The following is a 25,984-nucleotide window of genomic DNA, read 5'->3' as shown; positions in this document are numbered from 1 at the left end:
GCGAGCGGCGGGCACAGACAGAAAAGGGGGCGGATGCCGCAGCATCCGCCCCCTTCTGCAGAACCCTTGACGTCAGTCGGTGCCGGAGTCGAAGGCAGCGCCCTCGGATGCGGTGTCGACCGCGTCGGCGAAGTTCTCGTCGACCTCTTCGACGGAACCCGTGATCTCGCCGGACTCGCCGGCGGTGACGCGACCGACGAGCTCGCCCGTCGCGCCGCCCACGAGGCCGAGGCCTGCGTACTGCTCGAGGCGTGCGCGCGAGTCGGCGATGTCGAGGTTGCGCATCGTGAGCTGGCCGATGCGGTCGACCGGGCCGAAGGCGGCGTCGCCGACGCGCTCCATCGAGAGCTTCTCGGGGCCGTACGACAGGTTCGGCGAGGTGGTGTCGAGGATCGTCCAGTCGTCACCGCGGCGCAGGCGGATCGTCACGGTGCCCGAGATCGTGAGGCCGACCCAGCGCTGGATGGACTCGCGCAGCATGAGCGACTGCGGCTCGAGCCAGCGGCCCTCGTACATCAGTCGACCGAGGCGGCGACCCTGCTCGTGGTAGGTCGCGAGGGTGTCCTCGTTCAGGATGCCGTTGACGAGGCGCTCGTAGGCGATGAAGAGCAGCGCCATGGCCGGGGCCTCGTAGATGCCGCGCGACTTCGCCTCGATGATGCGGTTCTCGATCTGGTCGCTCATGCCGAGGCCGTGGCGTCCGCCGATCGTGTTGGCCTCCTGCACCAGGGCCACCGGGTCGGTGTACTCGACGCCGTTGAGTGCGACGGGGCGGCCGGCCTCGAACGTGACGGAGACGTCCTCGGTCTCGATCGCGACCGAGGGGTCCCAGAACTTCACGCCCATGATGGGGTCGACGGTCTCGAGCGAGACGTCGAGATGCTCGAGCGTCTTCGCCTCATGCGTGGCGCCCCAGATGTTGGCGTCGGTCGAGTACGCCTTCTCGACCGAGTCGCGGTAGGGGAAGTCGTGGGCGACGAGCCACTCGCTCATCTCCTTGCGGCCGCCGAGCTCGGTGACGAAGTCGGCATCCAGCCACGGCTTGTACACGCGCAGACGCGGGTTGGCGAGCAGGCCGTAGCGGTAGAACCGCTCGATGTCGTTGCCCTTGTAGGTCGAGCCGTCGCCCCAGATGTCGACGCCGTCCTCCTTCATGGCGCGCACCAGCAGCGTGCCGGTGACGGCGCGGCCGAGGGGAGTGGTGTTGAAGTAGGTGCGGCCGCCGGAGCGGATGTGGAAGGCGCCGCAGGCGAGCGCCACCAGGCCCTCTTCGACCAGCGCGGTCTTGCAGTCGACCAGGCGCGAGGCCTCGGCGCCGTACTCGAGGGCACGGCCGGGGATCGACTCGATGTCGTCTTCGTCGTACTGACCGAGATCACCGGTGTACGTGTAGGGGACGGCGCCCTTGTCGCGCATCCACGCGACGGCGACGGAGGTGTCGAGTCCTCCGGAGAAGGCGATGCCGACGCGCTCGCCGACGGGAAGTGACTGGAGGACCTTGGACATGCTTCCCAGTCTATCGGCGGCGTGTCGGCTGTTTCGGACGGCGTCGGCCGTCAGCGGGCGACGACGGCGTCGAGCGCCTCGGGCTCGGAGTCGAGCCGCGCAAGCTCGCGTCGCTGATGCGCGGCGTAGCCGGCACCCCAGCTCGTGAGCGCCTCGACGAGCGGCATCGATCCGCGCCCGAGGTCGCTGAGGCGGTATTCGACTTTGGGAGGCACCTGCCGGTAGACCGTGCGGAGGATCAGGCCGTCATCCTCCAGCTCGCGCAGCTGACGGGTGAGCACGCGGGCTGTGGGCTCGTCGAGAAGCCGGCTGAGTTCGCCGAAACGCAGCACCTCATGCTCATCGAGGAGGCTGAGGATGCTGGGCTTCCAGGCCCCGCCGAGGACGGCGATCGAGATCTCCGCGTCGCACGCGTCGCCCCACTCCCGGACGATCCGCTCGGTCTTCTCCCTCATCGGCTCCGCCTCCTGGTCGTCATGGTATCCATTCGGTCACTATCTACCCGGAATGACAGTACTTGTCTGAAGTGTACTCAGACCGGGAGACTGATGCGGTGACCTTCCCGATTCCCACGGCATCCGCTCGACCGCGCACGACCCTGCATCCGTGGCTCGCCATGATCCCGCTGCTTCTCGGCATCCTGATCGGGGCTCTCGCGATCAGCAGCATGTCGACCGCGCTGCCCGCGATCCGCGGCGATCTCGTCCTGTCCGACAGTGGAGCGCTGTGGCTCGTCGACGTGTACGCGCTGTCGCTGGCGGCGACCCTGATCATCGCGGCCAGGATCGGAGACGCGTTCGGTCGCAAGCGGATCGTGCTCGCGGGTCTCGCCGGCTTCGCGGTGCTCAACCTCGTCGGCGGATTCGCTCAGGACGGGATGCTGCTCATCGTCGTCCGGGCGCTCCTCGGCGTCGCCGAGGCGTTCGTCGTGGCGGGCGTCGTCGCGACGATCGGGGCGCACTATCACGCACGGCAGCGCGTGCTCGCCTACGGGCTGTGGACCGCGACGTTCGGTGCCGGCAGCGCGCTCGGACCCGTGCTCGGCGGGCTGGTGACCGAGGGGCCGGGGTGGCGCTGGCTGCTGCTCGGAAGCGTGCCGCTCGCCGTCGTCGCCGGGGTGCTCGCGATCTGGCTCGTGCCGGATTCGCGCAGCTCCCGTCGCCCGTCGTGGGACATCCTCAGCATCGTGTCGTCGATCGTCGCGCTCGGGTCTCTCGTCTTCGCCCTGCACGAGGTGCTCGCCGCTCCCCTCGCCGCCGGCATCGCGGGTGTCATCGCCGTCGTGACGCTCGTCTTCTTCATCCGCCGCCAGCGTGCCCTCGCCCAGCCTCTCATCGACATGCGGCTGTTCGGCGTGCCCGGCTTCAGCCCTGCGATCGTGCGCATCGTGGCGAGCAGCGGGGTGTCGACGGCATCCGTGCTCCTGGTGAGCCTCCACCTGCAGGATGCGCGGGGCTTCAGCGCGGCCGAAGCCGGTATCGCGATCCTCCCGCAGGCGGTGGCGATCGCCCTCGGCGGGGTGCTCGCACCCCTGTTCCTGCGGTGGTTGACCTCGCCGACGCTCACCGTGCTCGCCCTGGTGGTGCAGGGGGCGGGACTCGCGTGGCTGTCGACGGGCGTCGAGCTGGTCGTGATCCCTCTGGTGCTCGTCGGCGCGGGGTTCGGAGTCGCGGCGACGCTCGCCGCCACCACGCTCTTCGACGTCACGACGGAGGACGACGCCGGTCAGGTGGGGGCGATCCAGGAGGTCGGGTTCGCCCTCGGCGGCGGTCTCGGCATCGCGGTGCTCGGCACGATCGCGTCGATCGTCGGCTCTCGCGGCTTCCTCGTCGCCCTGCTGGTCGCGACCGTCGGGGTCGTCGCCGCCGCGCTCCTGCCGCTGTGGAGACGCTCGCCGGTGAGCGCTGCCGAGAACCCGGCCATCGATGCCCGCTGAAGGAAGGACACCCGTGTCAGCATCGCGCCCGACCGTCCACTGGATCTATGCCCACCCCCGATCGAGCTCGTTCAACGCGCGACTGTTCCGAGATGGGGTCGACGCCCTCGCGCGCGACCACGATGTCGAGATCACCGACCTGTACTCTCAGGGCTTCGATCCGGTTCTCGCAGCGCCGGATCTGGGCGAGCCCCGAGGGCGTGAGGGCAGCGTCGTCGACCTGATGGGCGAGGCGTACGCCACGGGCCAGCTGCCGCCGGACGTCACCGAGGAGCAGCGCAAGCTCGCGGCCGCCGACCTCGTCGTGCTCCAGTTCCCGCTGTGGTGGTACGGACCGCCGGCGATCCTCAAAGGCTGGCTCGACCGGGTGCTCACCAACGGCTTCGCCTACGGCCCCGCGGATGCCGAGACCGGTCTGCCGCTGCGATACGGAGAGGGCCCGCTCGCCGGGCGCCGAGCTCTCGTGATCGTGACGGCAGGGGAGGACGAGCGCTCGATCGGAGAACGGGGCATCAGCGGGGATCTGGACTCGCTGCTGTTCCCGCTGACCCACGGCACCCTCTGGTACACGGGCATCGAGCCGCTCGACCTGCACGTCGTCCACGACGCTGACGGGTTGGACGCGGAGCGCGTCGATCTCGAGAGCGCACGGCTGATCGAGAGGCTCTCCGGAGTGGCGTTCGAATCTCCGAGCCGCCCGTACCGTCGGCTGCGCGATGGCGACTACCACGGCACCCGGGCGCTGCGATCGGACCTGCTTCCCGGGCGCACCGACCTCGGCATCCATCGCGTCGCGGTCGACTGAGGCGACGCGGCCCGACGCGCGCGGGCGTAGCTCTCCGCTTCTGCACGATCGGCCCCGACGGTGGCAGAGTGTCCGTGAAGGAGGACGGCATGGGTGGAGCGATCCTGTGGGGCGTCGTCGCGGCGTCGCCCCTCATCATCGGCGCTGTTCTCGCTCTCCTGCGCACCTGGCCGCCGCGCTGGCTGGGCATCGTGCTCGGCTTCGGAGCCGGTGCCCTGATGGCCTCCATCGCCTTCGAGCTGTGGGAGGAGGGGCTGGACCTCGCAGGCCCCATCCCTCTCATCGTCGGCGTGGTCGCTGGCGCGCTCGCGTACTTCATCGCCGACCGGATCCTCGATGCGCGAGCCGCGAAGTCCCAGGAACGGGGAGCGGGCGTCCCGCTCGCGCTCGGAGCACTGCTCGACGGCATCCCCGAGCAGCTCGTGCTGGGAATCGGACTGGCCTCCGGAGAACCGGTGAGCATCGCGCTCGTCGTGGCGATCGTGGTCTCGAACCTGCCCGAGTCGATCGGCTCGGCCGCCGACCTGCTGAAGGGCGGCATGGCGAAGTCGCGCGTGCTGCTGCTGTGGGCCGGCATCTCGGTCATCTGCGCGCTGGCGACCGTCGCCGGATTCGCGGTGGCGAGCAGCACCGGCGACGACTTCCGGGCCGGCGCGAGCGGCTTCGCGGCAGGCGCGCTGCTCGTGATGCTCGTCGACTCGATGGTGCCCGACGCGCAGCAGAAGGCCAAGCAGGTGACCGGGCTCGCGACCGTGCTGGGCTTCGCGCTCGCCGCGGGGCTCTCGCTCGCGAGCTAGCATCACCGCGATGAGCCCGCCCGATAGGTCAGCCCTCGCGGACGACCCGGATGCTCACCCAACGGAACGCGGCGAGATCCGTGTCGCTGAGGTCCGTCGGGTCGCCGAGCTCGGAGCGAAACGTCACCGTCGTCCCGGTCCCGGTCCCCGCGCCGGCGCCGGGTGAGACTTCTGCCGGATCGGCCAGGATGCGCAGGTCCGTCGACGGGACTCCGTGGTGGTATTCCTGCACCCACCGCCCGTCAGCCCGCCGGTTCTCGTGGGCGAGGACAGAGCTGAGTGCCGAGACTGTCGACATTCCGCGGCGCGGCAGACCATCCGGCAGAAGCGGTGCCGAGGCAGATTCGAAGAAGCGGACATCCCGGGTGGCCATGACGGGCTTCCGCACGATGTCACCCCCGCCGTCGGTCCGCGTGTCGGTGCCGCGGCCATCGTCGGCGACCGACACCGAGCCGTCGCGAGAGATGCTCACGACGACATGGCCGATTCGCCCGAGCCCAGCGGCCTCGTCGTCCGCGTACGCGAGGACTTCGAGGATCTGATGGCGGCGTCCGCCGGGTTCGTACATGGCTCGTTCGTCGCGGATGCCGTGCAGGTGATCGACGTCGACATCTCGCGCCCAGTCATGCGTCGTGATGGTCCACGTGGCGCGATCCTCCGACTTCATCACCGCACTCTACCGATCCGCGGCCGGTCGGGGATGGCAGACTCGCCAGGGCTCAGAACCCGGGGTACTCCTGCAGCTTCTGCTCGAACTCGGCTCGGTCTGCATCGCTGAGCACGGCGCTCGCGATGACCACCATCTGCAGCCCCTCGAGGGGTTCGCCGGTGCGGGCGTTCTGCGCCTCGCGCGTCGTCAGGAAGTCGCCCGACGGGTCGTTCGAGAGATCGAAGATGTTCGCGTAGAACCTCATCGGATCGGGGTAGTTCTCGGTGTAGTACTCCCACGTGTGCTGCTCGCGCGGGTCTTCGCTGCCGTAGAGCTTCGCGATCATCGACGGGTCGATCCCCGAGTACTCCCCGTTGAACGAGTACAGCGAGGGCAGACCGTGCTCGGCGACGACCGAGTCGATCGTCGACATGACCTCGAGCTTGAGGCTGTAGTCCTGGATCGGCTCGGTGGTGGCCCAGCCGGCGGAGGTGTACTCGATGAGCATCGATTCGCCGCCGTAGCCGTTGCGCTCCGGACGCAGATCCTCGTCGCCGACCTGCACCCAGTCGTATCCGTACTCGGCGGTGATGCGCTCGCGGATGTCGGCGAACAGGCTGTCCGCCTCGGCCTTCACCTCTTCGAGCGACTGCTGGGTGAGAGCGTCCTGCGGGTCGGTGCCCTTGATGCCCGGGTAGGCCTCTTCGTGCTTCTGCTCGTCGGTCTTCATGCCGTCGTAGCTGCCCGAGGCCGACGTCTGCAGTGCACCGATGCCGCCCACGGTGGCGACGTTGAAGATCAGCGTGACAGCGAGGGCTACGGCGGCCAGCGTGCGTCCTCGGGCGGTGAACAGCGCGCCGATCACGACGGCGACGACGACGAGCTGCAGCGTCAGCATCGTCACGCCGTAGACCGCGTCGGTCGCTCCGATCGCGAGCATGATGAGGAGGATCAGGGCGAACAGGATGCCGGCGATCAGTGCGATCCAGCCGAGTGCGTTCGCCGGCTTCTTCTCCGCGGAGGCGACGTCGGCTGCGGTCGCCGTGCCCGACATCGCCGGAGCGCCGGGATGCTGCACGACCGGCCCGGCCTGGCGGCGGGCGTTGCGATAGCCACCGGGCGGCGGCACGGGCGGCGCACCCTCCGTGCCGGCGACGTAGCGGGCCCGCTGCTTCTCGTGATCCATCACCATGGCTTGTCCGTTCCCGAGCCTCCGCCATCGTCGCCCTGCTGCTGATCGCGCTCCTGCGTGCCCTGCTCGAGCTTGTCCTCGAGCTCTTCGAGCTTCTCGTCGGAGGGCTGCGGCTCCTGCTCCTGCTCCTCCTCCGGCGGCGGCTGCTCGTTTTGCTGCTTCTGCTTGAGGCGGTCCTCGAGGTCTTCCCTGCTCTGCTGCATGTCTCGGTCGGGGTCGGACGACTGCTCCTGCGCCTCGTCGCTGTTGCACTCCTCGGGCATCTCGGTCGTGATGGTGAGCGCCTCGCCGTAGAACTCCGCGGCCCCCGCCGTCGCCCTCGGCGCGGGCGGCGTCGCCCATGCGCTCGAGGACGAGAGCGAGGTTGATGCGCACCGTGCACACCTCGAGGCCGGTCGCGAGGTCGAGTGATTCCTCGAGCTTCGCCCGAGCATCCGGCAGCTTCTCGGCGCCCGCCAGCGCGGTGCCGACGTTGAACGGCGCCTTGAAGGGCTCGAACCAGTTGAGGAACTCCTGCCCGCGGGCCGACGCCTCTGATCCGGCATAGTCATCGGCCACGTACGCGGTGATCGACTGGTGCGCGAATGCGTACATGCTGAGGATCTTGCCGACGAACAGCAGTGCGGCCAGCGTCAGCGGAAGCGTGCCGATCGCGATCCACCGGCGGATGCGGCGACGGCGACGATTCGATGCCAGCAGCGCGGCGGCGGCCGACGCCCTCAGGTCCTCAGGGCTGTCGGACGGCGTCCCGCCGGCGCGTGCAGACAGATCCGTCATGCGGCACCTCCGTCGGTCGTCCGGCGTCGCGGCGATGTCGACGGCGCTCGCAGCAGACGCAGTCGGGCCACGAGCATGCTCGCCCTCGTGAGCTCCACGCCGAGCAGCGCCACGATCACGAGGGCGGCGACCCAGTAGAGCTCGGTCACGTTGCCCACGGTGCCGGACTCCGCGTAGGTGGTGGTGGTCGAGGGCGCCTCGGGCAGGGTGAGTGCGGCATCCGCGGTGCGGTGCTGGTACTCGACTCCGAGATCCGAGGCGATCGCCTCGAGGTTCCCCTCGTCGATCACCGACAGCGCGTTCGCACCCTCGTACTCGATGTATTCGCTCGACGAACCGTCCACGCCGCCCGTGGTGAGCTTCATCGGTCCGCCCTCCGCGGTGCCGTACCCGAGCACGGCGCCGGCGTCGGTGAGCTCGGCGCTCCCGTCGAACGGCTCGGGGGCCGACGAGACCGTCTGCTCGCCGTCTCCGAAGTAGAACACCATGCGCGAGCGATCGGGCGACGACTCGGCCGCGTTCGACAGGGTGTCCGAGAGCAGCTGGTTCGCGATGCCGATGGAGCTGCCGCGCGACTGGCTCGTCACCTCGGGGCGCAGCACCTCGAGCGACGAGACGAGCGCGGTGGTGTCGGTGGTGAGCGGCATGCGGAGATCGGCCGTGGCGTCGAACGTGATCAGCGCGAACCGCGCACCGGGGTACTCGTCGACGATCGCCTGCACGTCGGCGCGGACGCCGTCGAGGCGAGGCTTGTCGCCGTCCCAGTCCTCGGCGACGATGCTCGCGGTGGTGTCGACGACGAGCACGATGTCGGTGTCGGTCGCGAGGGTCTCGGTGGCACCGCCGGGGATCCCCGGGCGCAGGAGCATGACGAAGCAGGCGAGCAGCATGACGAGCCGCATGGCCCAGAGCGCCCGTCCGCGGCCGGTCGCCCTGATCAGCGCCATCACGGCGAGGGCGGCCACCGGCGCGCAGAGCAGAGCGAGGAGGAAGACGTTCAGCACGGGCTGGAAGATCACAGTCTCACCCTCCACAGCACGACGATGAACGAGAGCATCGAGATCATCAGCACGACGATCCAGAGGTTCGGCGCGTCTGTCCAGACGACCTGCGCCTGACCCTTCAGCGCGGACGCCTCCTGCTCCTGCACCTGCGTGACGATGTCGCTCACGGTGGTGGTGTCCCGCAGGCCGTACGCCTGTCCGCCCGTGGCCTCGGCGGCCTTCGTGAGCTCGGCGCTGACGTCGGCGTCCTTGCCCTGCACCGGGTTGAGTGCGAAGACGCGCACGCCGTTCGATGCGGCATACGCGGCGGCCTCGTCGAGCGTCACGATCGAGGCGCCGTTGACCTCGTTGTCGGTCGCGAAGATGATCGAGCGCGACCGCTCGTCGTCGGGGTGGTCGAACGCCATCGCGCATGCCGCGAGGCCGTCGCCGATCAGCGAGGCACCGTTGCCGTTGAGCGTGCCCACCCAGTGCTCGGGGACCGATTCGGTGAACTCGAAGCTCTCGCGGATGCTCTGTAGGTGGCTGCGGATGAACTCGTAGTCATCGGTCAGGGGGAAGATCTGCACGGGCGAGCTGTTGAAGATCGTGAGGCCGATGCGTTCGCCCTCGAAGTCCTCGAGCAGCTCCTCGAAGACCGTGAGCACCTCGACGTCGACCTCGCTCATCGACCCCGAGACGTCGAGGCAGAGCATGATGTCGCGGCTCGTATTGACGGGCTGGATGGTCTGCGACGCCATCGGCCGGGCCGAGACGACCCCGGCCGCGAGGGTCGCGATCACGCCGATGAGCAGGATGCTCGACAGTGCGAGCACGCGGCGGTTCAACGCCTGGCGGAAAGTCGGCAGCGCGCGCAGGCGCTCGGCTCGGGCGACGCGGGCGCGCTCGTGGGCCTCGGTCTTCACACCGCTGCGCAGCCCGATGACGATTCCGAGCGCTATCGCGATGACCACGACGGCCACGGCGACGAGGATGAGCCACCCGTTCGCTAGTGCCATGTGCGCACCACCGTTCGGGCCGCCTCGGCGCCGGCGATCGGGTCGATCGCGGGACCGGGCCGGAAGATGCTGGGGTAGTAGTGGCGACCCATGGCGTCGACGAGCGCGGGATGGACCCCTCGAGAGACGAGGTCGTCGAGCGCGAGCACCGGTGCCTCGAGTCCGCTGTACTCGTTCACGAAGGTGCGCACGACGCGGCTGAGCTCGAGGTTCGCGTTGCGGGCGGACAGGGTGCGGGCGCGGTAGTCGTCTTCGATGCGCTGGATCCGGTCGAAGTACTCGACCCGCAGCTGCGACAGCACGTCGGTGGTGAGCAGGGTCGGTCCCTGGGCGTCGCGCGACAGCGTGAGGTCACGTCGCGGCCTGGTGAGCGCCACGACCACCCATGCTGCCGCGATCAGCAGCAGGAGGATGCCGAATGCGACCAGGATCCAGCCCCAGCCGTATTGGAAAGGCGGGTACAGCTCATCAGAGTCGGGCATTCGACCTCCGATTCAGCAGCTGGAGCAGCTGCGAGACGGCGTCGTCCTGACCCGCCAGCACGCTGTGGCTGATCTCCATGCGCTTGAGCAGCTCAGCAAGACGCGCCGCGTCGGCCTCGGTCTGCGCGGCGAGCTCGCGGATGATGTCGGGGTCGCCCTGCACGAAGTCCGGCACCTCCCACATGCTGTCGACATCGCTGCGGATGGTGGCCGTCGCGTGGTCGAGCACCGGATCGGCGTCGCTCACGGTCAGCCACAGGACGTCGTGCTGCACGCGCAGTCGGCGCAGCATCCGTTCGGTCTCCGTCGTGACCGGAGCCTCGTCGGTGATGACGACGACGATCATGCGGCGAGAGATCGTGCGCGTGACGTACGACAGCAGCGCGTCGCGGTCGCTCGCTGCCCTGCTCGTGTCGATCGACCGGTCGATCGTGCGCAGCGCGTGTTCCAGTGCGCCCTCGCTGCGGCCCGGCGCGCGGCGGCGGATGCGGTCGGAGTCGCCGTAGACCAGTGAGAAGTCGTCGCCGTGCCGCAGCGCCAGCACGCCGAGCACGCCGGTGGCGAGGATCGCGAGGTCCTTCTTCGACTTCTCGTCGTGCGCGAGCGCGCCCATCGAGCGGCCGGTGTCGACCACGAAGAGGACCGTGTGCATCCGCATCGCACGGTGCCGCTTGACCAGAGGAGTGCCCAGTCGAGCCGTCGCGCGCCAGTCGATGTCGCGCACCTGATCGCCGTACTCGTACTTGCGCAGGTCCTCGAAGTCGAGGCTGCGGCCGTGCAGCAGCGACGCGTAGGCGCCGTCGAGCGCGTGCAGCGACTTGCGCGACGAGTGGATGAAGAGCTTGCTCTTCACCTGGGCGATCAGGCTGGCCATGGCGGGTCAGGGCGTGGGGACGGACGCGAAGATCTGGTCGATGATCTCCTCGCTGCGGATGCCCTCGGCGTCGGCCTCGAACGTCAGCAGCACGCGGTGACGCAGCACGAGGTGGCGCAGCGAGCGGATGTCCTCGGGGATCACGTGGCTGCGGCCGTTGAGCAGCGCCAGCGCCCGCGACGCCTGGAGGAACGCGATGCTCGCACGCGGGCTCGCGCCGTACTTGATGAAGCGCGCGCGCTCCTCGCCGATGTACGGGGCGGGGTTCCGCGTGACGTAGGCGATCGAGACGATGTAGTTGCGGATCGCGGGGTCGACGTAGATGCGGCTCGCGACGTCCTGCAGCATGTGCACGTCGTCGAGGCTGATGGCGCTCGAGACGTGACGGTCGGGATCGAGCACTCCCGAGTCGATGCGGCCGAGGATCTCGAACTCCTCGGCGGGACTCGGGTACTCGACGATCTCCTTGAGCAGGAAGCGGTCCATCTGCGCCTCGGGCAGCTCGTAGGTGCCCTCCTGCTCGATCGGGTTCTGCGTCGCGATCACCAGGAACGGCTTGGGCAGGTGGTGGACCTCGCCGCCGATCGTGGTCTGGTGCTCTTGCATGGCCTCGAGCATGGCGCTCTGGGTCTTGGCGCTCGAGCGGTTGATCTCGTCGAGCAGCACGAAGTTCGCGTGCACCGGTCCGAGCACGGTGCGGAACGACCCGGTCGCCGCGTCGTAGATCTGGTTGCCCGTGATGTCGCTGGGCAGCAGGTCGGGGGTGCACTGGATGCGCTTGAACTGCGCCCTCACGGTGTCGGCGAGGGTGCTGGCCGCGGTGGTCTTCGCCAGACCCGGAACGCTCTCGAGCAGGATGTGCCCGCCCGCGATCAGCGAGATCAGCAGGCTCATGCGCAGACGCTCCTGGCCGACCATCTTGGCCGAGTATGCGTCGGACACGGTCTTCAGCACGGCGCTCGCGCGCTGGAGCTCGGCGTCCGTCGGCGCTTCGGACTTCCTGCTCGCCGACGGGGAGGCCGCGGGGGCCGCGGGGGCCGACGATTCGGCGCGGGTCGCGGGAGCGGGAGGAGCCGGCGCGGCGGCCTGGGCGGAGGGCGCAGGCGGAGGCGGCGGCGTCGAACCTGCGGAGGGGCCGGGCGCGTAGGGCTCGTTCATCGGTGTGTCTCCTCGTTCCCACGGGGGACGCGTCGACGACCCCCCGTCGACCAGCGTAACCGCATCGGCCGGCGCGGCTCCGGCCCCGGCGCGGATGGCGCGGCGGCGGGGCACGCAGGGGGACGGCATCCTTGACTCGACATCATGGGATCTGATCCGGCTCGACGCGTATATCGGCGGAGCGACGGACGCGTGCTTAGCTGAGAACTCGATCGGGGGGATCCTCCTCCCCGGATCGAAGCTCGTGCCCGCGATGACGCTGGTCGCGGCGCTCGCCGCGGCGTCGACCTTCGCGGTCGTGGCGGCGACCGTCAGCGGTGTGTGGCGCATCGTCTGGGCACTGTTCGCGGTGCTGCTGCTCGGTCCTGTCGTCAGTCACCTGATCTCACTGCGGCAGCCTCGGCGACTGTTCCTGCATCCCCGCGGACTCGGATCCGCGACCTTCCACCTGGATGCCGAAGTGCACTGGGACGACATCCAGAGCATCGACCTCGGCGTCGGCATGAACAACTCGATGGTTCTGAAGGTGGGTGTTCGTCCTGACGCCCAGAGCTATCGGGAACGGTGGCGTCATCCTTTCTCACGCAGGCGCGGTGCGATCGACATCGACCCGGCAGCGCTGGGGCTGGATGGGACACTGCTCTGGCTCGCCCTTCGTCTCTATGTACTCGAACCATCGACGCGGGAGGAGCTTCGCGGTGACCGTGTTCCGACTCGCCTCCTCGATCCGCGCGAGGCCCTGGCCACGACTCCTCAGCACGTGAGCGATCCGGTGCTCGCGACGTTCAGGCCCGAGGGCGGAACCCGATAGCCGCAGCGTGAGCCGCTCCGCCTCGGGGTAGGCTTCTCGCCGCATCATCCTCGGGCGCGCGGGGACTCCTCGACGTGCGTCGTGTCGGCGACGTCCTGAGGGGCGCCGCGCTTGCGGCCCACCCAGATGACCACGCAGGCCACGCCGATGATGGCGATGGCGATGCCGACGATGTAGCCGGCGACCCCGAGATAGCCGCCCGGCACGATGTGGGGGTTGAGGAACGGGTACGGATACCACCAGGCCTCGCCGGTGGCGGGGGCGACGATGAGATTCGCCCGGATCATCGTGTAGACGACCCACACGATGGGGAAGATCGTCGCTATCGCCACGGTACGCCAGCGCAGCGCGCGCCGCCGCGGAGCGAACAGCAGGTCGACCAGCAGGAACAACGGGAAGACGACGTGCAGCACCTCGTTCGACCAGGGGACCGTGACGCCCTGGGGCAATTCGACGCCGCGGAGCAGGGTGTTGTAGACGATGCCCGTGACGATCATGTACGTGCTGACGCAGACGAGGAGGACAGCGAGCCAGCCGGGCTCCCGCTCCTCGTCGTGACGGTGGCGCAGCGCCCAGACCGCGGCGACGATCAGCACGATGGCCGCGAGCAGGTTCGACAGGATCGTGAAGAAGCTGAGGAAGTTCGCCGCGACCGTCGGCAGGTGCTGGCCCCACTCGGTGGTGGCCGCGAGAGCGTTCTCGACGCTGCGTGCGAGCTGGGCGATGATCGCCGCGAGTCCGAGCGCTGCTGCTGCCAGTCGGGCGTAGGGCCACCAGGTCGTCATTTCGCCTCCGCGCACACTTTATCGGTCAGTATGCCGGTTGACGCTAGACCTCGATGCCGTCACGTCACGCGGCGCGACGCCCCCACTTCATCCGTGTCACGAGCACCCCGAGCAGGCACAGTGCACCGCCGACGAACATGAGCGGGGTCGGCACCTCACCGAGGATCGTCCACGACATGAGGATCGCGATCGCGGGCACGACATAGGTCGTCGCCGACGTCTGGCCGGCCGTGCTGCGCTGCAGGACGTACGCCCAGGTGGTGAACGCGACCGCCGTCGGGAAGATGCCGAGATACACCACCCACAGCGTCGAGCCGAGCGGGGCCGTCTGCAGTGCTCCGACCAGGCTGCCTGCCCACGGGAGCAGCGCGACCGTGCCGGCCACCGCGCCGAGGAACGTCAGCGTGGTCGCGTCGGACCCCGCGCTGAGCAGATGCTTCTGCAGCAGAGTGCATCCCGCGTACATCACGGCCGCGAGCAGCGCGAGCAGCAGCCCGGTGATGTCGGGACCCTCGCTCGTCGACGAGTTCATGCCGATCAGGACGACACCGAGGAAGGCGATCGGCGCGCCGATGATCAGCGGCTTCGGAAAGCCCTCACGCAGGAAGAGCCCGCTGAAGACCACCACCATGAGCGGCGCGAGGTTGACCACCATCGCGGCCGTGCCGGCATCGAGCGTGCGCTCGGCGGCATTGAGGGCCAGGTTGTAGACGCAGAACCACCCGACGCCCCAGACCGCGACGAGCCACCAGTGCCTCCGGTCGGGAAGACGGATGCCGTGGCGCACCGCGACGATCGCGAGCACGGCGCTTCCTACAGCCATGCGCAGCAGCGCCAGCGCGCCCGGGTCGAAGTGCGGACCGGCGCCCCGCGGATGCCGATGAACGCCGAGGCCCACAGCACCACCGTCACCAGTGCGGCGACAAGCACGAGCGGACCCTGTGTGCGGGGCTTCGCGGGGTTCAGGCTGTCGTCGCGACGCACGCGACCGGTCTTCGGCATCCTTCGATCCTGGCACCGGCCACCGACATCGGCGATGCGCCCGAGCGACAGCATCCGCTCGTTTTCCGCCACGGGTTGCTGCAGTCCGTTCGAGAGCGTCCGCCGCCCACAGCCCTGAGGGTCGGCGAACGACCTTCGATAGGATGGAGCCGCCCGAAGAGGGCCAGCTCATCAGCCGGTGCAAACCCGGCGAAAGCAAGGGGGATACCCATGCCAGGAATCGTTATCGTCGGCGTCCAGTGGGGCGATGAGGGCAAGGGCAAGGCCACCGACCTGCTCGGCGAGCGCACCGACTGGGTCGTCAAGTTCAACGGCGGCAACAACGCGGGCCACACCGTCGTGGTCGGCAATGAGAAGTACGCACTGCACCTGCTGCCGTCCGGCATCCTGTCGCCGGGCGTCACGCCGGTGATCGGCAACGGCGTCGTGATCGACCTCGAGGTGCTCTTCAGCGAGCTCGAGGCGCTCGGCGGCCGCGGCATCGACGTCTCCCGTCTGAAGGTGAGCGCCAACGCGCACATCATCACCCAGTACCACCGCACTCTCGACAAGGTCACCGAGCGCTTCCTCGGCAAGCGCATGATCGGCACGACCGGCCGTGGCATCGGCCCCGCCTACGCCGACAAGATCAACCGCGTCGGCATCCGCGTGCAGGACCTCTTCGACGAGAACATCCTGCGCCAGAAGGTCGAAGGCGCTCTCGATCAGAAGAACCACCTGCTGGTGAAGATCTTCAACCGTCGCGCGATCACCGCCGACGAGGTCGTCGAAGACCTGCTCTCGTACGCCGAGCGCCTGCGGCCGATGGTCGCCGACACGGGATACCTGCTCGACGAGGCCCTGCGCCGCGATGAGGTGGTCGTGTTCGAGGGCGGTCAGGCCACCATGCTCGACGTCGACCACGGCACCTACCCGTTCGTCACGTCGTCGTCGGCCACGGCGGGCGGCGCGTCCACCGGATCGGGCGTCGGCCCCGGAGCGCTCGACCGCATCGTCGGCATCGTGAAGGCCTACACGACCCGTGTCGGCTCCGGTCCGTTCCCCACCGAGCTGTTCGACGAGCAGGGCGAGTGGCTGCGGTCGCGCGGCTTCGAGTTCGGCACCACCACGGGCCGTCCGCGCCGGGTCGGCTGGTACGACGCCCCGATCACCCGCTACGCGACGCGTGTGAACGGCATCACCGATCTCGTCCTCACCAAGCTCGACATCCTCACCGGACTCGAGCAGATCCCCGTCTGCGTCGCATACGACGTCGACGGTCGGCGCTTCGACGAGGTGCCGGTCAACCAGACCGACTTCCACCACGCGACGCCGATCCTCGAGTACTTCCCGGGGTGGAGCGAGGACATCTCGACGGCACGCACGTTCGACGACCTGCCGAAGAACGCGCAGGACTACGTCATCGCGCTCGAGGGCATGAGCAACACGCGCATCTCCGTCATCGGCGTCGGCCCCGAGCGCGACCAGGTCATCGTGCGTCACGACCTGCTCGACTGAGGCTGACATGACCCGGTTCTGGCTCGGCGGGTACGGACCCGCGATGGACGGCTCGGCCGACGGCATCGGCCTTCTCGCGGGCGACGAGAGCGCGCCCACCGCACTCGAGTATCGGGGAGCGGTCACGCAGACCCCCTCCCCGTCGTGGTTGGCGCAGCATCCGTCGCTCGACGTCGTCTACGCGGCGCTCGAAGGGGATGCCGGAGTGCAGGCGTTCGCGCGCAGCGGCGACTCGACGCTGAAGCCGCTCGGTGAGCCGGTCGCCGCGGGCGACGGCGTCTGCCACGTGGCGGTCTCGTCGAGCGGATCGTTCCTCGTCGCGAGCTCCTACGGCGACGGCCGGGTCGTCCGCATCGGCATCGACGCGCAGGGCCGCCTGGTGCCGGATGCCGTGAACAAGGCAGCCGAGCTGCGTGCCGCTCTCCTCGGCGAGCCGCTCGAGGCGGCGCCTCCGGCGGGCGTCGCGGCCGCGGCATCCGATCCGTATCCCGGCGAGCTCACCGCGTCGGGCGAGGAGCGCGCATCGCACGCGCACTCGGCAGCCTTCCTCGCCGACGGTCGCATCGCGACCACCGATCTCGGCTTCGACCTGGTGCGGATCTGGCGACCCACCGGGGGTGGCCTGGTGCTCGATCACGAGGTCGTGCTGCCCGTCGGCACCGGCCCCCGGCATATGGTCGTGCACCCCAGCGGCCACCTGCACGTGGTGACCGAGTACTCGTGCGAGGTGTTCACTCTCGGTGCCGGGCGCGACGGCACGTGGGCTGTCGTGTCGTCGGTGCTCGCGAGCCCGATCGCCGAGATCGGCGTGGACTTCCCCGCCGAACTCGCCCGCAGCCGTGACGCGCAGTTCCTCTACACGGCCCTGCGCGGCAGCAACACGATCGCCGCGCTCCGCGTGCGCGGGGGAGGCGAGGCTCTCGAGTCGATCGCCCTCGCCGACTCGGGCGTGGACTGGCCCCGTCATCACGTCGTGCACGAGGGCAAGCTGCTGGTCGCGGGGCAGCGCTCCGACACCGTCGCGCTGATCGACCTCGACGAGCGCACGGGCGCGCCGCTCGGCATCCGCCACCTCGCGCAGGCCCCGGCGCCGACGCACATCCTGCCGGTTCGCTGACGCGCGGGTCGCGCCTCGGGGAGCTTGACCTGGCGTTCGCACTCAGGCTGTGAACCGGGGCGGCGCCATAACTCCGGACGAACGGCCCGATGCGGGGCTGCACGGCCGGTGCGCGTCGCTGTTCGCCGGCCTTCCGGAGTTGTGGAGCAGGCCGGCAACGCGCCCGACGGCGCGTCGCGGAACAACCACCCCGTGACTCGACGTTGGACTTGAGCAAGACTGGGCGACGGAGAGGTGCACCCCATGACTGCTGAGAAGACCGACGACTACGACCTGATCGTGCTGGGCGGCGGGCCGGTGGGCGAGAACGTCGCCGACCGCGCCGTGCAGAACGGACTGACCGCGATCATCGTCGAGAGCGAGCTGGTCGGCGGTGAGTGCTCGTACTGGGCATGCATGCCGTCGAAGGCGCTGCTGCGTCCGGCCCAAGCGTTGCGAGCCGCGCAGAAGGTCAAGGGCTCGGCCGAGGCGGTGACGGGGTCGCTCGACGTGCGCGCGGTGTTCGACCGCCGCGACTCGTTCACGAGCAACTGGTCGGATGACGGGCAGGCGAAGTGGCTCGACTCCGCCGGCATCGACCTCGCCCGCGGGCACGGTCGTCTGACGGGTGAGCGCGAGGTGACGGTGACGGATGCCGACGGCGGCACCCGCGTGCTCCGGGCCCGCCACGCCGTCGCGATCAGCACCGGATCGGATGCCGTGATCCCGCCCATCGAGGGCCTGCGCGACTCGTCCCCCTGGACCAGCCGCGAGGCGACCAGCGCAGAGGAGCTGCCCGAGTCGCTGGCCGTGATCGGCGGCGGGGTCGTGGCGGTCGAGATGGCCACGGCTTATGCGGCCCTCGGTTCGACGGTGACGATCATCGCCCGCAGCGGTCTGCTGGGTTCGATGGAGCCGTTCGCCGGCGAGCGCGTCGCGGCCGGGCTGAAGGAGCTCGGTGTCGACGTCCGCACCGACACCGGCACGACCAGCGTGACGCGAGGCGACGAGGGAGTCGAGATCCTGCTCGACGACGGGTCGACGGTCACGGCTGCCGAAGTCCTCGTGGCGACCGGCCGGTCTCCTCGCAGCGGCGACATCGGCCTCGACGTCGCGGGTCTCGAGCCCGGTCGCTGGATCACGGTCGACGACACGCTGCGTGTTCCCGGATCCGACTGGCTCTATGCGGTCGGCGATGTGAACGGTCGTGTGCTGCTCACGCACCAGGGCAAGTATCAGGCGCGAGCAGCGGGCGACGTGATCGCGGCGCGCGCCAAGGGCGAGGACGTCGACGATGCGGCCTGGGGTCGTCACGTCGCCACCGCGGACAGCGCGGGCGCCCCTCAGGTGACCTTCTCGTTCCCCGAGGTCGCCTCGGTCGGGCACACCGAGGCCGACGCCCGCAAGTCCGGAACCGACGTGGCCGTCGTGGATTACGACCTGGGTTCTGTCGCCGGCGCGAGTCTCTACGAGGACGGCTTCGAGGGGCAGGCCCGCCTCGTGATCGACAAGGAGCGCGACGTGATCATCGGAGCGACCTTCGTCGGCCCCGAGGTCGCCGAGCTCGTGCAGACAGCCACGGTCGCGATCGTCGGCGAGGTGCCGATCGCCCGCCTGTGGCACGCCGTTCCGGCGTACCCGACGATCAGCGAGATCTGGCTGCGGCTGCTCGAGTCCTATGGGAGGGACTCGGCCTGAGCGCATCGGACGGATGCCGACGACGGACGCCGCGCGGCCCATCCGTTTCGGCATCCGCTCCGAACAACCGACGAGAGACTGGCGCGATCGGCGCGCCCGGAGCAGGATTGTTTCCCACATTGACGACCTCCGGCACAACCCCCGGCCGAATGTCGCACACCTCTTATACGCTCGAACACACATCCGAGGAGGCAGGACCATGAAGGCTGTACTCGCAGGAACCGTCATCGCCGAAGCCGACGAGAGCGATCTCGCGCGCATCGAGGGAAACTGGTATTTCCCGCCGGCATCCATCACGGAGGGCGTGCTCGTCGAGAGCCCCACTCCGTACACCTGCCCGTGGAAGGGCGCCGCCCAGTACTTCTCCGTCCAGGCCGGTGGCGAGCTGCACACCGACTACGCCTGGTCGTATCCGACGCCGTATCCGAGCGCCTTCGACCGTGTGGGCAAGGACTTCTCGGGCTTCGTCGCCTTCGACCCGCGGGTCGAGGTCTCTGCATGACCTCTGTATGCCGCAGTCGAGGTGCTGATGCGCGCCTCGTCGATCGATCGACCGGAGAGTAGTAAATCGTGATCGAGTTCCGCAACGTCACCAAGCAGTTCCCCGATGGCACGACCGCCGTGAAGGACTTCAGCCTGGTGCTGCCGTCCCGCAAGACGACGGTGTTCGTCGGATCCTCAGGATGCGGCAAGACGACTCTGCTGCGCATGATCAATCGCATGGTCGAGCCGACCTCGGGCGAGGTCGAGATCGACGGCGAGAGCGTGCTCGGCGGCGACCCCGTCGCCCTGCGCCGCCGCATCGGCTACGTCATGCAGAACTCCGGCCTGATGCCGCACTTCACGGTGATCGACAACGTCGCCACCGTGCTGCGTCTGACCGGCGTGAAGAAGGGGCCGGCGCACGAGCGCGCGCGTGAGCTGCTCAAGACGGTCGGACTCGACCAGTCACTCGCCGACCGGTATCCCAGTCAGCTCTCGGGCGGTCAGCAGCAGCGCGTGGGCGTGGCCCGTGGTCTTGCGGCGGATCCGAACATCCTGCTGATGGACGAGCCCTTCGGCGCCGTCGACCCGATCGTGCGCGCCGACCTGCAGCAGGAGACGCTGCGGTTGCAGCACGAACTCGACAAGACCGTCGTGTTCGTCACCCACGACATCGACGAAGCCTTCCTGCTCGGCGATCAGGTCGTGATCCTCGACAAGGGCGCGCGCATCGTGCAGGTGGGCAGCCCGAGCGAGATCATCGAGAACCCGGCAGACGACTTCGTCGCCTCGTTCATCGGAGCCGACCGTGGGCGTCGGGCCCTGCACCTCAAAGAGACCCCGCACGGCACCGTCGTGGTCGACTCCGAGGGGCGCACGCAGGGCGCGATCGTCGCGGCGGCCGAGACGTCCGACGGTCCCCTGGCGGGGCCGGATGCCGCCGCTCTCGGCGCTGTGCAGGGCGAGGGCGCGTGAACTGGGTCACCGACAACCTCGGGTTGATCCTCGATCTGACTCTGGTGCATCTGCGTCAGAGCATCATCCCGATCGTGCTCGGTTTCGTGCTGTCGCTCCCGCTCGGCTGGGTCGCGTGGCGTTTCCGCCTGGTGCGCGGCCCGATCATCGTGCTCACCGGTCTGCTCTACACGATCCCGTCGCTCGCGCTGCTCATCCTGCTGCCCTCGGTCGCCGGGTATTCGGCCCGGAGCGAGTCGAATCTCGTCATCGCGCTCACGATCTATGCGATCGCGATCCTGGTGCGCGCGGTCTCCGACGGTCTCGATTCGGTCGATGACGATGTGCGCCAGGCGGCGACGGCGACGGGCTTCGCCGCCTTCCGCAGATTCTGGGCGGTGGAGTTCCCGCTCGCCGGTCCGGTGATCCTCGCCGGACTCCGCGTGACGGCCGTCAGCACCATCTCGCTCGCCACGGTCGGCATCCTGATCGGCGTGACCAACCTCGGCTACCTGTTCACGAACGGCCTCGACCGGCGCATCATCGCCGAGGTGTTCGCGGGCGTCGTCGCCGTGGTCATCATCGCCCTCGTGATCGATCTGATCCTGCTGCTGATCGGTCGCGCGCTGATGCCGTGGACGCGCGCCGCCTCGAAGAAGGTCGCGCCTCGGCCGATCGCGCTGGGAGCCCCGGCATGAATCTCTTCGCCGAGGCCTTCGCCTGGATGCTCGCTCCCGAGCAGTGGACGGGAAACTACGCGCTGCCCAAGCTGCTGGCCGAGCATCTCGCCCTGACGGTGATCTCGGTGCTGATCGCCGCGGTGATCGCGGTGCCGATCGGCTGGCTGATCGGCCACACGGGCAAGGGGCGCGAGGTCGCGGTCGCGATCTCCGGCGCGGCGCGAGCGATTCCCGCGTTCGGCCTGATGATCCTGCTCGTCCTCCTGCTCGGCGTGCTGCGTGTGCCGCAGGCGGCCATCATCACCTTCGTTCTGCTCGCGATCCCCTCGCTGCTCGCCGGCGCGTATACGGGGCTCGAGGCGATCGATCGCCGCGTGATCGATTCGGCCAAGGCGATGGGCATGACCGGCTGGCAGATCTTCTGGAAGGTCGAGGTGCCGCTCGGACTGCCTCTGCTCGTCGGCGGCCTCCGCTCAGCCCTCCTTCAGGTCATCGCGACCGTCACGATCGCCGCCTACGTGAATCTCGGCGGCCTCGGCTGGCCGATCATCCAGGGCATTCCCCTGCAGAAGTTCGATCAGGTCCTGGCCGGGGCGATCCTCGTGGCCACGCTGGCGCTGCTCGTCGACCTGATCCTCGCCGCAGCCCAGCACGCCGCGGTGCCGGCGGGGCTCCGTGCCGGCCGTCCCACCCGTCGCCGGTCGCGCGACCTCGCTCCCGCCGCGGCTCCGGCCACGGCCTGATCGCGCACCGGCTCCTCCGTCCCTACCGCGCAGTTCCACACAGCAGCAGTCCCCCACAGCAGTTCCAGAAAAGAGGAAGTCCATGTTCACAGCACGAGGCAAGCGCTCTGTCTTCGCCGTCGGTCTTGTCGCCGCGGCTGCACTCGCCCTGTCCGCCTGCTCGTCGAGCAATCCGCTCGACGAGCCGTCCGACTCCGGTGAGAGCTCGGGCAGCGGCGACACGATCGTCGTCGGCTCGCAGGCGTACTACTCCAACGAGATCATCGCCGAGATCTACGCCCAGGCGCTCGAGGCCGCCGGCTTCGACGTCGAGAAGCAGCTCAGCATCGGCCAGCGTGACGCGTACATGCCGGATGTCGAGTCGGGCGACATCGACGTCTTCCCCGAGTACACGGGCAGCCTGCTGGAGTACATCTCGGATGACGAGGTCGACGTCACGAGCCCTGACGACGTCTACGCGGCGCTGCAGGAGGCCCTTCCCGAGAGCCTGACCGCTCTCGACTTCGCCGAGGCGACCGATCAGGACTCCTACACGGTGCTGAAGAGCTTCGCCGAGGAGAACGACCTGAAGACGATCGGCGACCTCTCGAAGGTGACCTCCGAGGTCACGATCGGTGCGGCTCCGGAGTTCGAGCAGCGTCCGTACAGCCCGGCCAAGGCCAAAGAGGTCTACGGCGTCGACCTGACGTTCTCGGCCACCGGCCCGACCACGCTCGAGTCGCTGCTCGCCGGGCAGATCCAGGTCGCCGACATCTACACCGCCGACCCGGCTTTCGAGACCGAGGAGATCGTCGCTCTCGAAGACCCCGAGAACCTGATCATCTCGTCGAACGTCGTGCCGATCGTCTCGAGCGACATCGCCGACGACGTCTCCGATGTCCTCAACGCCATCAGCGCCAAGCTGACCGGCGAGGAGCTCGTCGCCCTCAACGTGCTCAGCACGGTCGAGGAGCAGTCCTCCGCGGACATCGCGAAGAAGTGGCTCGCTGACAACGACCTCGTCTGATCCGAGTCGTCCTCACAGAAGTGCCCGGCCCTTCAGGGGGCCGGGCACTTCTGCGTCCAGGGACTGCCTAGACCCTGGCGTCCTGCCGGGGTATCAGCACCTGTTTGATCACGATGAGGATGGATGCCGCGACCGGCACCGCCACGAGAGCGCCGAGCAGGCCGAGCAGCGTGCCGCCGGCGAGGGCGCCGATCACGACGAGGGCACCCGGAACGGCGACGGCCTTGTTCATGACGCGAGGGGTGATGACGTAGGCCTCGATCTGCATGTACACGACGTAGATGAGAGCGAAGACGAGTGCCGCGATCGGGTCGCTGAACAGCGCGATGCCGGTGCCGATGATCCAGAAGATCACAGAGCCCACGAGCGGGATCAGGGTGATGCAGAAGGCGACCGTCGCCATCAGCGGTGGGAACGGCAGCCCGAGGAACACGTACAGCAGGAACGTGAGCACGGCGTTGCAGAACGCGAGCACGACCATTCCCATCACGTAGGCGCCCACGGAATCGGTGATCTGCTCGGTGATGTCGCTTGCGCGCGCGCGGTCACGTGCGGGAGCGAGGCGGAGCATCCCCGACTTGATCGACGGCAGCGTCGCGACGAAGTAGAGCGTGAGCACGAGCACCACGATGATGCCCGAGATGGCGTTGGCGATCGAGGCGCCGACCTGCAGCGCTCCTCCGCCGATCGCGGCGATGTTTCCCGGGTCGGTGAGGAACCTCTGCACATCGGCGACGAGGTCCTGGAACTGGTCGCCGAACTGGGCGTCGAGCGTCGCGTAGATGTCGCTGCGGGTGAACTCCTGGATCATCCCCGGCACCGACCGCACGAAGCTCGCGACCTGGTCGATCACGACCGGCAGCACCATCCACACGACGAGACCTGCCACGATCACGAGCCCGAGGATCGCGACGACCACCGAGATGGCGCGAGACAGCCCGCGCCGCTCGAGGAAGCGCACGGTGGGGTCGAGGCCCAGGGCGGCGAACAGTGCCAGGGCGATGTAGATGAGCACGGTCGACAGGTTCGCGACGGCCAGACCGAGCACGATGGCGGCGAGGCCGCCGATCGTCACCAGGAATCCGAACACGAAAGGCCGGTCGATGCGCGTCCAGAACGAGCGGCTCGGAGTCATCGGCTCGACGACCCCGTGATGAACTGCCGGCGACGTCTTCGGGGTGTGGGGGGAGATCGCCGGAACGGCGGTGTCTCCTGCGGGGGAGCTCGCGGACCCCGGGGTGTCGGCGGATGCTTCGGTGATCGACGCTGCGACGTCGGGTGCCGAGGGAGGTTCGGATGCGGCAGCAGACGCGCTCTTCGACGGGTCCTGCTCTTCTCGGCTCATGTGCTCACGATAGCGGCCGAGCGCGGGTCCATCCGGGAGGCATCCCCCCTTCAGGGTGGGGTCGTTCTGCCGCGTGTTTCCGTAGAGTAGGGGGCATGACCGCCGCCGAAGACCCCCGAGCTGAACTCCTCCGACTGCGTTCGAGCATCGACAATATCGACGCCGCACTCATCTTCATGCTCGCCGAGCGCTTCCGCGCCACGCAGCAGGTCGGTCAGCTCAAAGCCGAGCACGAGATGCCGGCATCCGATCCGGGTCGCGAGGAGCAGCAGGTCGCGCGGCTCAAGGCACTCGCCGAGCAGGCGCATCTCGATCCGGAGTTCGCCGAGAAGTGGTTCAACTTCGTCGTGGCCGAAGTGATCCGCCATCACACCGAAGCCGCCGAAGGACGATGATCCGGCCTTCCGAGCGAGTGACAGTGTGTGCAGCACTCACTCGCCCGGGGACCGAACTAAGTTTATTGAATAAACTATGACCGAGGGTACGCAGAACCACCAGGTCTGTCAACTGATTCCTGCACCGGGACCGGCACCATGCTGAACGGCGATGACGCACTCGACACCCAGGCCTCGGTCCGCCGCGCGAACCTGCGCCGGGCGCTGCAGCTGGTCTTCCGCAACCCGGGCTCCGAGACCCGGGCGGGGATCGCCCGAGCCACCGGCCTGACTGCGGCGACGGCCTCGTCGCTGGTCGCCGAGCTCATCGAGCTGCGGCTGGTCGTCGACGGCGAGCAGGCCGCCAGCACGGGCGGCAAACGCGCGACCACGCTGAGCATCGAGGCCGAGCATCACGTCATCCTGGTGCTCGTGATCCGACCGACCGATGCGCGCATCGCTCTGGTCGCGCTCGACGGCACCGAGGTCGAGACGCGGCGAGTCGCGTTCTCCGATGAATCACGGGTGCGAATGCTCGACGCTGCGCTGACGGAGATCGCCGCCGAATACGCCGGACGGCTGCTCGTCGCGGGCGTGCAGCTTCCCGGAACGACAGACGGCCGCCGCGTGTTCGAGAGCGTGCAGCTCGGATGGACCGACGTGCCCCTCGCCGAGCGTTTCGAGCGCCTGCTCTCGGTTCCCGTCCTTCTCGTGAACGACGTCGATGCCGAGGCGATCGCCGAAGCGGCCCGAGAGGATGAGTCGTCCGGATACCGGCTGTTCATCCACATCGGCACCGGGATCGGTGCGGCGGTGACTCTCGACGGCGAACTCGCACCGGGCCCACGAGACCGCGCGGGCGAGATCGGTCACGTCCAGGTGCAGTTCGGCGAGGATGCGCGCGCGTGTCGCTGCGGACGCCAGGGATGCCTGGAATCGGCGTCGTCGATGACGGCGATGCTGGGCGACGACTTCGATGACGCCATGGATGACGAGGCGATCACCGCGCTGGCCGCGTCTGCCGATGAGGAGAAGCTGGCTGAGGGCGCACGCGCACTCGCGCGCACCATCAAGCTCATCGCCGCAGTGCTCGACGCGGCAGAGGTCGTGATCGGGGGGCCGGCGCGCGCGCTCGGAGACCCGTTCCTCGGCCTCGTGCAGGCGGAGATCGACTACACGGCGACGGGCACCGCGAACGTTCCGGTGCGTTTCGCGGATGCCGACGCGTCGATCTCGACGGGGGTCGCACAGGTGGCGCTGTCGAGCGCGCTCGGGGTCCGCTGGAGTCCCGCGCAGCTGCGCGCGGCATCCGTTCCGGCATCCTGATTCGCG

At 68.9% G+C, this 25,984-nt stretch carries 28 protein-coding genes; 14 read left to right on the top strand and 14 right to left on the bottom strand.

The features are described from left to right. Positions 1–72: 72 nt before the first annotated feature. Both argG and LQZ85_RS14890 read right to left on the bottom strand, forming a co-directional pair. Positions 73–1,506, bottom strand: coding sequence for an argininosuccinate synthase (argG, locus tag LQZ85_RS14895; protein ID WP_056275848.1), 1,434 nt, complete (start codon positions 1,504–1,506; stop codon positions 73–75). A 50-nt stretch (positions 1,507–1,556) separates the two neighbouring features. Beyond that, positions 1,557–1,961, bottom strand: a complete 405-nt coding sequence (locus tag LQZ85_RS14890; RefSeq protein WP_053098322.1) for a helix-turn-helix domain-containing protein — start codon at positions 1,959–1,961, stop codon at positions 1,557–1,559. A gap of 98 nt (positions 1,962–2,059) precedes the next feature. Between LQZ85_RS14890 and LQZ85_RS14885 the strand changes: the two genes are divergently transcribed. The 3 genes from LQZ85_RS14885 (at position 2,060) to LQZ85_RS14875 (ending at position 5,044) form a co-directional block, all read left to right on the top strand. Next, entirely contained in the window at positions 2,060–3,442 is a 1,383-nt protein-coding gene (locus LQZ85_RS14885; protein ID WP_056275850.1) for an MFS transporter, read from the top strand. A 13-nt stretch (positions 3,443–3,455) separates the two neighbouring features. Continuing rightward, positions 3,456–4,247, top strand: coding sequence for an NAD(P)H-dependent oxidoreductase (locus tag LQZ85_RS14880; RefSeq protein WP_230101106.1), 792 nt, complete (start codon positions 3,456–3,458; stop codon positions 4,245–4,247). An 89-nt stretch (positions 4,248–4,336) separates the two neighbouring features. After that, positions 4,337–5,044 carry a hypothetical protein gene (locus tag LQZ85_RS14875; RefSeq protein WP_056275856.1) on the top strand — a complete coding sequence of 236 codons (708 nt, stop codon included), beginning with the start codon at positions 4,337–4,339 and terminating at the stop codon, positions 5,042–5,044. 28 nt (positions 5,045–5,072) lie between these two features. Here LQZ85_RS14875 and LQZ85_RS14870 read toward each other — a convergent pair whose 3' ends face one another. The 8 genes from LQZ85_RS14870 to LQZ85_RS14835 all read right to left on the bottom strand — a co-directional run bounded on the left by LQZ85_RS14870 (position 5,073) and on the right by LQZ85_RS14835 (position 12,178). Beyond that, entirely contained in the window at positions 5,073–5,711 is a 639-nt protein-coding gene (locus LQZ85_RS14870; RefSeq protein WP_056275859.1) for a hypothetical protein, read from the bottom strand. A gap of 52 nt (positions 5,712–5,763) precedes the next feature. Then, a complete protein-coding gene (locus LQZ85_RS14865; protein ID WP_056275862.1) occupies positions 5,764–6,885 on the bottom strand; it encodes a hypothetical protein in 1,122 nt (373 codons plus the stop codon). Next, complete coding sequence (locus LQZ85_RS14860) at positions 6,879–7,319, bottom strand: hypothetical protein (RefSeq protein ID WP_230101105.1); 441 nt, start codon at positions 7,317–7,319, stop codon at positions 6,879–6,881. The genes LQZ85_RS14865 and LQZ85_RS14860 overlap by 7 nt, the downstream gene beginning before the upstream one ends. Positions 7,320–7,658: 339 nt before the next feature. Beyond that, positions 7,659–8,696 carry a VWA domain-containing protein gene (locus tag LQZ85_RS14855; RefSeq protein ID WP_230101104.1) on the bottom strand — a complete coding sequence of 346 codons (1,038 nt, stop codon included), beginning with the start codon at positions 8,694–8,696 and terminating at the stop codon, positions 7,659–7,661. Next, on the bottom strand, positions 8,678–9,664 hold the full coding sequence (locus tag LQZ85_RS14850) for a VWA domain-containing protein (protein WP_056275870.1): 987 nt from the start codon (positions 9,662–9,664) through the stop codon (positions 8,678–8,680). Before LQZ85_RS14850 ends, LQZ85_RS14855 begins: the two co-directional genes overlap by 19 nt. Continuing rightward, complete coding sequence (locus tag LQZ85_RS14845; protein ID WP_053098330.1) at positions 9,655–10,146, bottom strand: hypothetical protein; 492 nt, start codon at positions 10,144–10,146, stop codon at positions 9,655–9,657. The genes LQZ85_RS14850 and LQZ85_RS14845 overlap by 10 nt, the downstream gene beginning before the upstream one ends. Further along, the gene (locus LQZ85_RS14840) at positions 10,133–11,020 is read right to left on the bottom strand and encodes a DUF58 domain-containing protein (RefSeq protein ID WP_053098331.1); all 888 of its coding nucleotides are present in this window, start codon (positions 11,018–11,020) and stop codon (positions 10,133–10,135) included. Before LQZ85_RS14840 ends, LQZ85_RS14845 begins: the two co-directional genes overlap by 14 nt. Before the next feature lie 6 nt (positions 11,021–11,026). Beyond that, positions 11,027–12,178 carry an AAA family ATPase gene (locus LQZ85_RS14835; RefSeq protein ID WP_230101103.1) on the bottom strand — a complete coding sequence of 384 codons (1,152 nt, stop codon included), beginning with the start codon at positions 12,176–12,178 and terminating at the stop codon, positions 11,027–11,029. Between the two features lie 94 nt (positions 12,179–12,272). Between LQZ85_RS14835 and LQZ85_RS14830 the strand changes: the two genes are divergently transcribed. Next, positions 12,273–12,989, top strand: a complete 717-nt coding sequence (locus tag LQZ85_RS14830) for a hypothetical protein (protein WP_056275873.1) — start codon at positions 12,273–12,275, stop codon at positions 12,987–12,989. 44 nt (positions 12,990–13,033) lie between these two features. Here the strand turns inward: LQZ85_RS14830 and LQZ85_RS14825 are convergent, their stop codons facing one another. The 3 genes from LQZ85_RS14825 to LQZ85_RS14815 form a co-directional block, all read right to left on the bottom strand. After that, positions 13,034–13,774 carry a Pr6Pr family membrane protein gene (locus tag LQZ85_RS14825; protein ID WP_056275876.1) on the bottom strand — a complete coding sequence of 247 codons (741 nt, stop codon included), beginning with the start codon at positions 13,772–13,774 and terminating at the stop codon, positions 13,034–13,036. A 64-nt stretch (positions 13,775–13,838) separates the two neighbouring features. Then, positions 13,839–14,597 carry a DMT family transporter gene (locus tag LQZ85_RS14820; RefSeq protein WP_230101102.1) on the bottom strand — a complete coding sequence of 253 codons (759 nt, stop codon included), beginning with the start codon at positions 14,595–14,597 and terminating at the stop codon, positions 13,839–13,841. Next, entirely contained in the window at positions 14,588–14,776 is a 189-nt protein-coding gene (locus LQZ85_RS14815) for a hypothetical protein (protein ID WP_230101101.1), read from the bottom strand. Before LQZ85_RS14815 ends, LQZ85_RS14820 begins: the two co-directional genes overlap by 10 nt. 210 nt (positions 14,777–14,986) lie before the next feature. On the opposite strand from LQZ85_RS14815, the gene LQZ85_RS14810 reads away from it, so the two are divergent. The 8 genes from LQZ85_RS14810 (at position 14,987) to LQZ85_RS14775 (ending at position 22,933) form a co-directional block, all read left to right on the top strand. Further along, positions 14,987–16,273 carry an adenylosuccinate synthase gene (locus LQZ85_RS14810; protein WP_056275880.1) on the top strand — a complete coding sequence of 429 codons (1,287 nt, stop codon included), beginning with the start codon at positions 14,987–14,989 and terminating at the stop codon, positions 16,271–16,273. 7 nt (positions 16,274–16,280) lie between these two features. After that, entirely contained in the window at positions 16,281–17,390 is a 1,110-nt protein-coding gene (locus LQZ85_RS14805) for a beta-propeller fold lactonase family protein (protein WP_230101100.1), read from the top strand. Positions 17,391–17,633: 243 nt separating this feature from the next. Further along, entirely contained in the window at positions 17,634–19,067 is a 1,434-nt protein-coding gene (locus LQZ85_RS14800) for an NAD(P)/FAD-dependent oxidoreductase (RefSeq protein WP_230101099.1), read from the top strand. A gap of 199 nt (positions 19,068–19,266) precedes the next feature. Then, the gene (locus tag LQZ85_RS14795) at positions 19,267–19,569 is read left to right on the top strand and encodes a DUF427 domain-containing protein (protein WP_056275888.1); all 303 of its coding nucleotides are present in this window, start codon (positions 19,267–19,269) and stop codon (positions 19,567–19,569) included. A gap of 68 nt (positions 19,570–19,637) precedes the next feature. Beyond that, positions 19,638–20,525 carry an ATP-binding cassette domain-containing protein gene (locus LQZ85_RS14790; protein ID WP_053098339.1) on the top strand — a complete coding sequence of 296 codons (888 nt, stop codon included), beginning with the start codon at positions 19,638–19,640 and terminating at the stop codon, positions 20,523–20,525. Further along, complete coding sequence (locus LQZ85_RS14785; RefSeq protein ID WP_230101098.1) at positions 20,522–21,202, top strand: ABC transporter permease subunit; 681 nt, start codon at positions 20,522–20,524, stop codon at positions 21,200–21,202. Before LQZ85_RS14790 ends, LQZ85_RS14785 begins: the two co-directional genes overlap by 4 nt. Further along, positions 21,199–21,927, top strand: a complete 729-nt coding sequence (locus LQZ85_RS14780; protein ID WP_053099329.1) for an ABC transporter permease — start codon at positions 21,199–21,201, stop codon at positions 21,925–21,927. The genes LQZ85_RS14785 and LQZ85_RS14780 overlap by 4 nt, the downstream gene beginning before the upstream one ends. 82 nt (positions 21,928–22,009) lie before the next feature. After that, positions 22,010–22,933: an ABC transporter substrate-binding protein gene (locus LQZ85_RS14775; protein WP_056275893.1), complete on the top strand. Its 924-nt coding sequence runs from the start codon at positions 22,010–22,012 to the stop codon at positions 22,931–22,933. Between the two features lie 67 nt (positions 22,934–23,000). Here LQZ85_RS14775 and LQZ85_RS14770 read toward each other — a convergent pair whose 3' ends face one another. After that, positions 23,001–24,278, bottom strand: a complete 1,278-nt coding sequence (locus LQZ85_RS14770) for an AI-2E family transporter (protein WP_230101097.1) — start codon at positions 24,276–24,278, stop codon at positions 23,001–23,003. A 95-nt stretch (positions 24,279–24,373) separates the two neighbouring features. Here LQZ85_RS14770 and LQZ85_RS14765 point away from each other — a divergent pair, with 95 nt between their 5' ends. Further along, positions 24,374–24,673 carry a chorismate mutase gene (locus LQZ85_RS14765; RefSeq protein ID WP_053098343.1) on the top strand — a complete coding sequence of 100 codons (300 nt, stop codon included), beginning with the start codon at positions 24,374–24,376 and terminating at the stop codon, positions 24,671–24,673. Positions 24,674–24,811: 138 nt separating this feature from the next. Beyond that, positions 24,812–25,978, top strand: coding sequence for an ROK family protein (locus LQZ85_RS14760; RefSeq protein WP_230101096.1), 1,167 nt, complete (start codon positions 24,812–24,814; stop codon positions 25,976–25,978). Positions 25,979–25,984 lie beyond the last annotated feature (6 nt).

Origin of the sequence: Microbacterium sp. Bi98, from assembly GCF_918698045.1 — a bacterium.
Lineage (GTDB): Bacteria > Actinomycetota > Actinomycetes > Actinomycetales > Microbacteriaceae > Microbacterium.
This window is presented reverse-complemented; position numbering and strand designations above follow the sequence as displayed.

Coding starts and splice junctions, on each gene's coding strand:
- LQZ85_RS14770 (WP_230101097.1), bottom strand. CDS start 24,278: ATGAGCCGAGAAGAGCAGGACCCGTCGAAGAGCGCGTCTGCTGCCGCA.
- LQZ85_RS14805 (WP_230101100.1), top strand. CDS start 16,281: ATGACCCGGTTCTGGCTCGGCGGGTACGGACCCGCGATGGACGGCTCG.
- LQZ85_RS14825 (WP_056275876.1), bottom strand. CDS start 13,774: ATGACGACCTGGTGGCCCTACGCCCGACTGGCAGCAGCAGCGCTCGGA.
- LQZ85_RS14765 (WP_053098343.1), top strand. CDS start 24,374: ATGACCGCCGCCGAAGACCCCCGAGCTGAACTCCTCCGACTGCGTTCG.
- LQZ85_RS14815 (WP_230101101.1), bottom strand. CDS start 14,776: ATGCCGAAGACCGGTCGCGTGCGTCGCGACGACAGCCTGAACCCCGCG.
- LQZ85_RS14860 (WP_230101105.1), bottom strand. CDS start 7,319: ATGCTCGGGCGAAGCTCGAGGAATCACTCGACCTCGCGACCGGCCTCG.
- LQZ85_RS14775 (WP_056275893.1), top strand. CDS start 22,010: ATGTTCACAGCACGAGGCAAGCGCTCTGTCTTCGCCGTCGGTCTTGTC.
- LQZ85_RS14760 (WP_230101096.1), top strand. CDS start 24,812: ATGCTGAACGGCGATGACGCACTCGACACCCAGGCCTCGGTCCGCCGC.
- LQZ85_RS14890 (WP_053098322.1), bottom strand. CDS start 1,961: ATGAGGGAGAAGACCGAGCGGATCGTCCGGGAGTGGGGCGACGCGTGC.
- LQZ85_RS14875 (WP_056275856.1), top strand. CDS start 4,337: ATGGGTGGAGCGATCCTGTGGGGCGTCGTCGCGGCGTCGCCCCTCATC.
- LQZ85_RS14820 (WP_230101102.1), bottom strand. CDS start 14,597: ATGGCTGTAGGAAGCGCCGTGCTCGCGATCGTCGCGGTGCGCCACGGC.
- LQZ85_RS14865 (WP_056275862.1), bottom strand. CDS start 6,885: ATGGTGATGGATCACGAGAAGCAGCGGGCCCGCTACGTCGCCGGCACG.
- LQZ85_RS14835 (WP_230101103.1), bottom strand. CDS start 12,178: ATGAACGAGCCCTACGCGCCCGGCCCCTCCGCAGGTTCGACGCCGCCG.
- LQZ85_RS14780 (WP_053099329.1), top strand. CDS start 21,199: ATGAATCTCTTCGCCGAGGCCTTCGCCTGGATGCTCGCTCCCGAGCAG.
- LQZ85_RS14830 (WP_056275873.1), top strand. CDS start 12,273: ATGGCGCGGCGGCGGGGCACGCAGGGGGACGGCATCCTTGACTCGACA.
- LQZ85_RS14845 (WP_053098330.1), bottom strand. CDS start 10,146: ATGCCCGACTCTGATGAGCTGTACCCGCCTTTCCAATACGGCTGGGGC.
- LQZ85_RS14850 (WP_056275870.1), bottom strand. CDS start 9,664: ATGGCACTAGCGAACGGGTGGCTCATCCTCGTCGCCGTGGCCGTCGTG.
- LQZ85_RS14810 (WP_056275880.1), top strand. CDS start 14,987: ATGCCAGGAATCGTTATCGTCGGCGTCCAGTGGGGCGATGAGGGCAAG.
- LQZ85_RS14840 (WP_053098331.1), bottom strand. CDS start 11,020: ATGGCCAGCCTGATCGCCCAGGTGAAGAGCAAGCTCTTCATCCACTCG.
- LQZ85_RS14870 (WP_056275859.1), bottom strand. CDS start 5,711: ATGAAGTCGGAGGATCGCGCCACGTGGACCATCACGACGCATGACTGG.
- argG (WP_056275848.1), bottom strand. CDS start 1,506: ATGTCCAAGGTCCTCCAGTCACTTCCCGTCGGCGAGCGCGTCGGCATC.
- LQZ85_RS14800 (WP_230101099.1), top strand. CDS start 17,634: ATGACTGCTGAGAAGACCGACGACTACGACCTGATCGTGCTGGGCGGC.
- LQZ85_RS14795 (WP_056275888.1), top strand. CDS start 19,267: ATGAAGGCTGTACTCGCAGGAACCGTCATCGCCGAAGCCGACGAGAGC.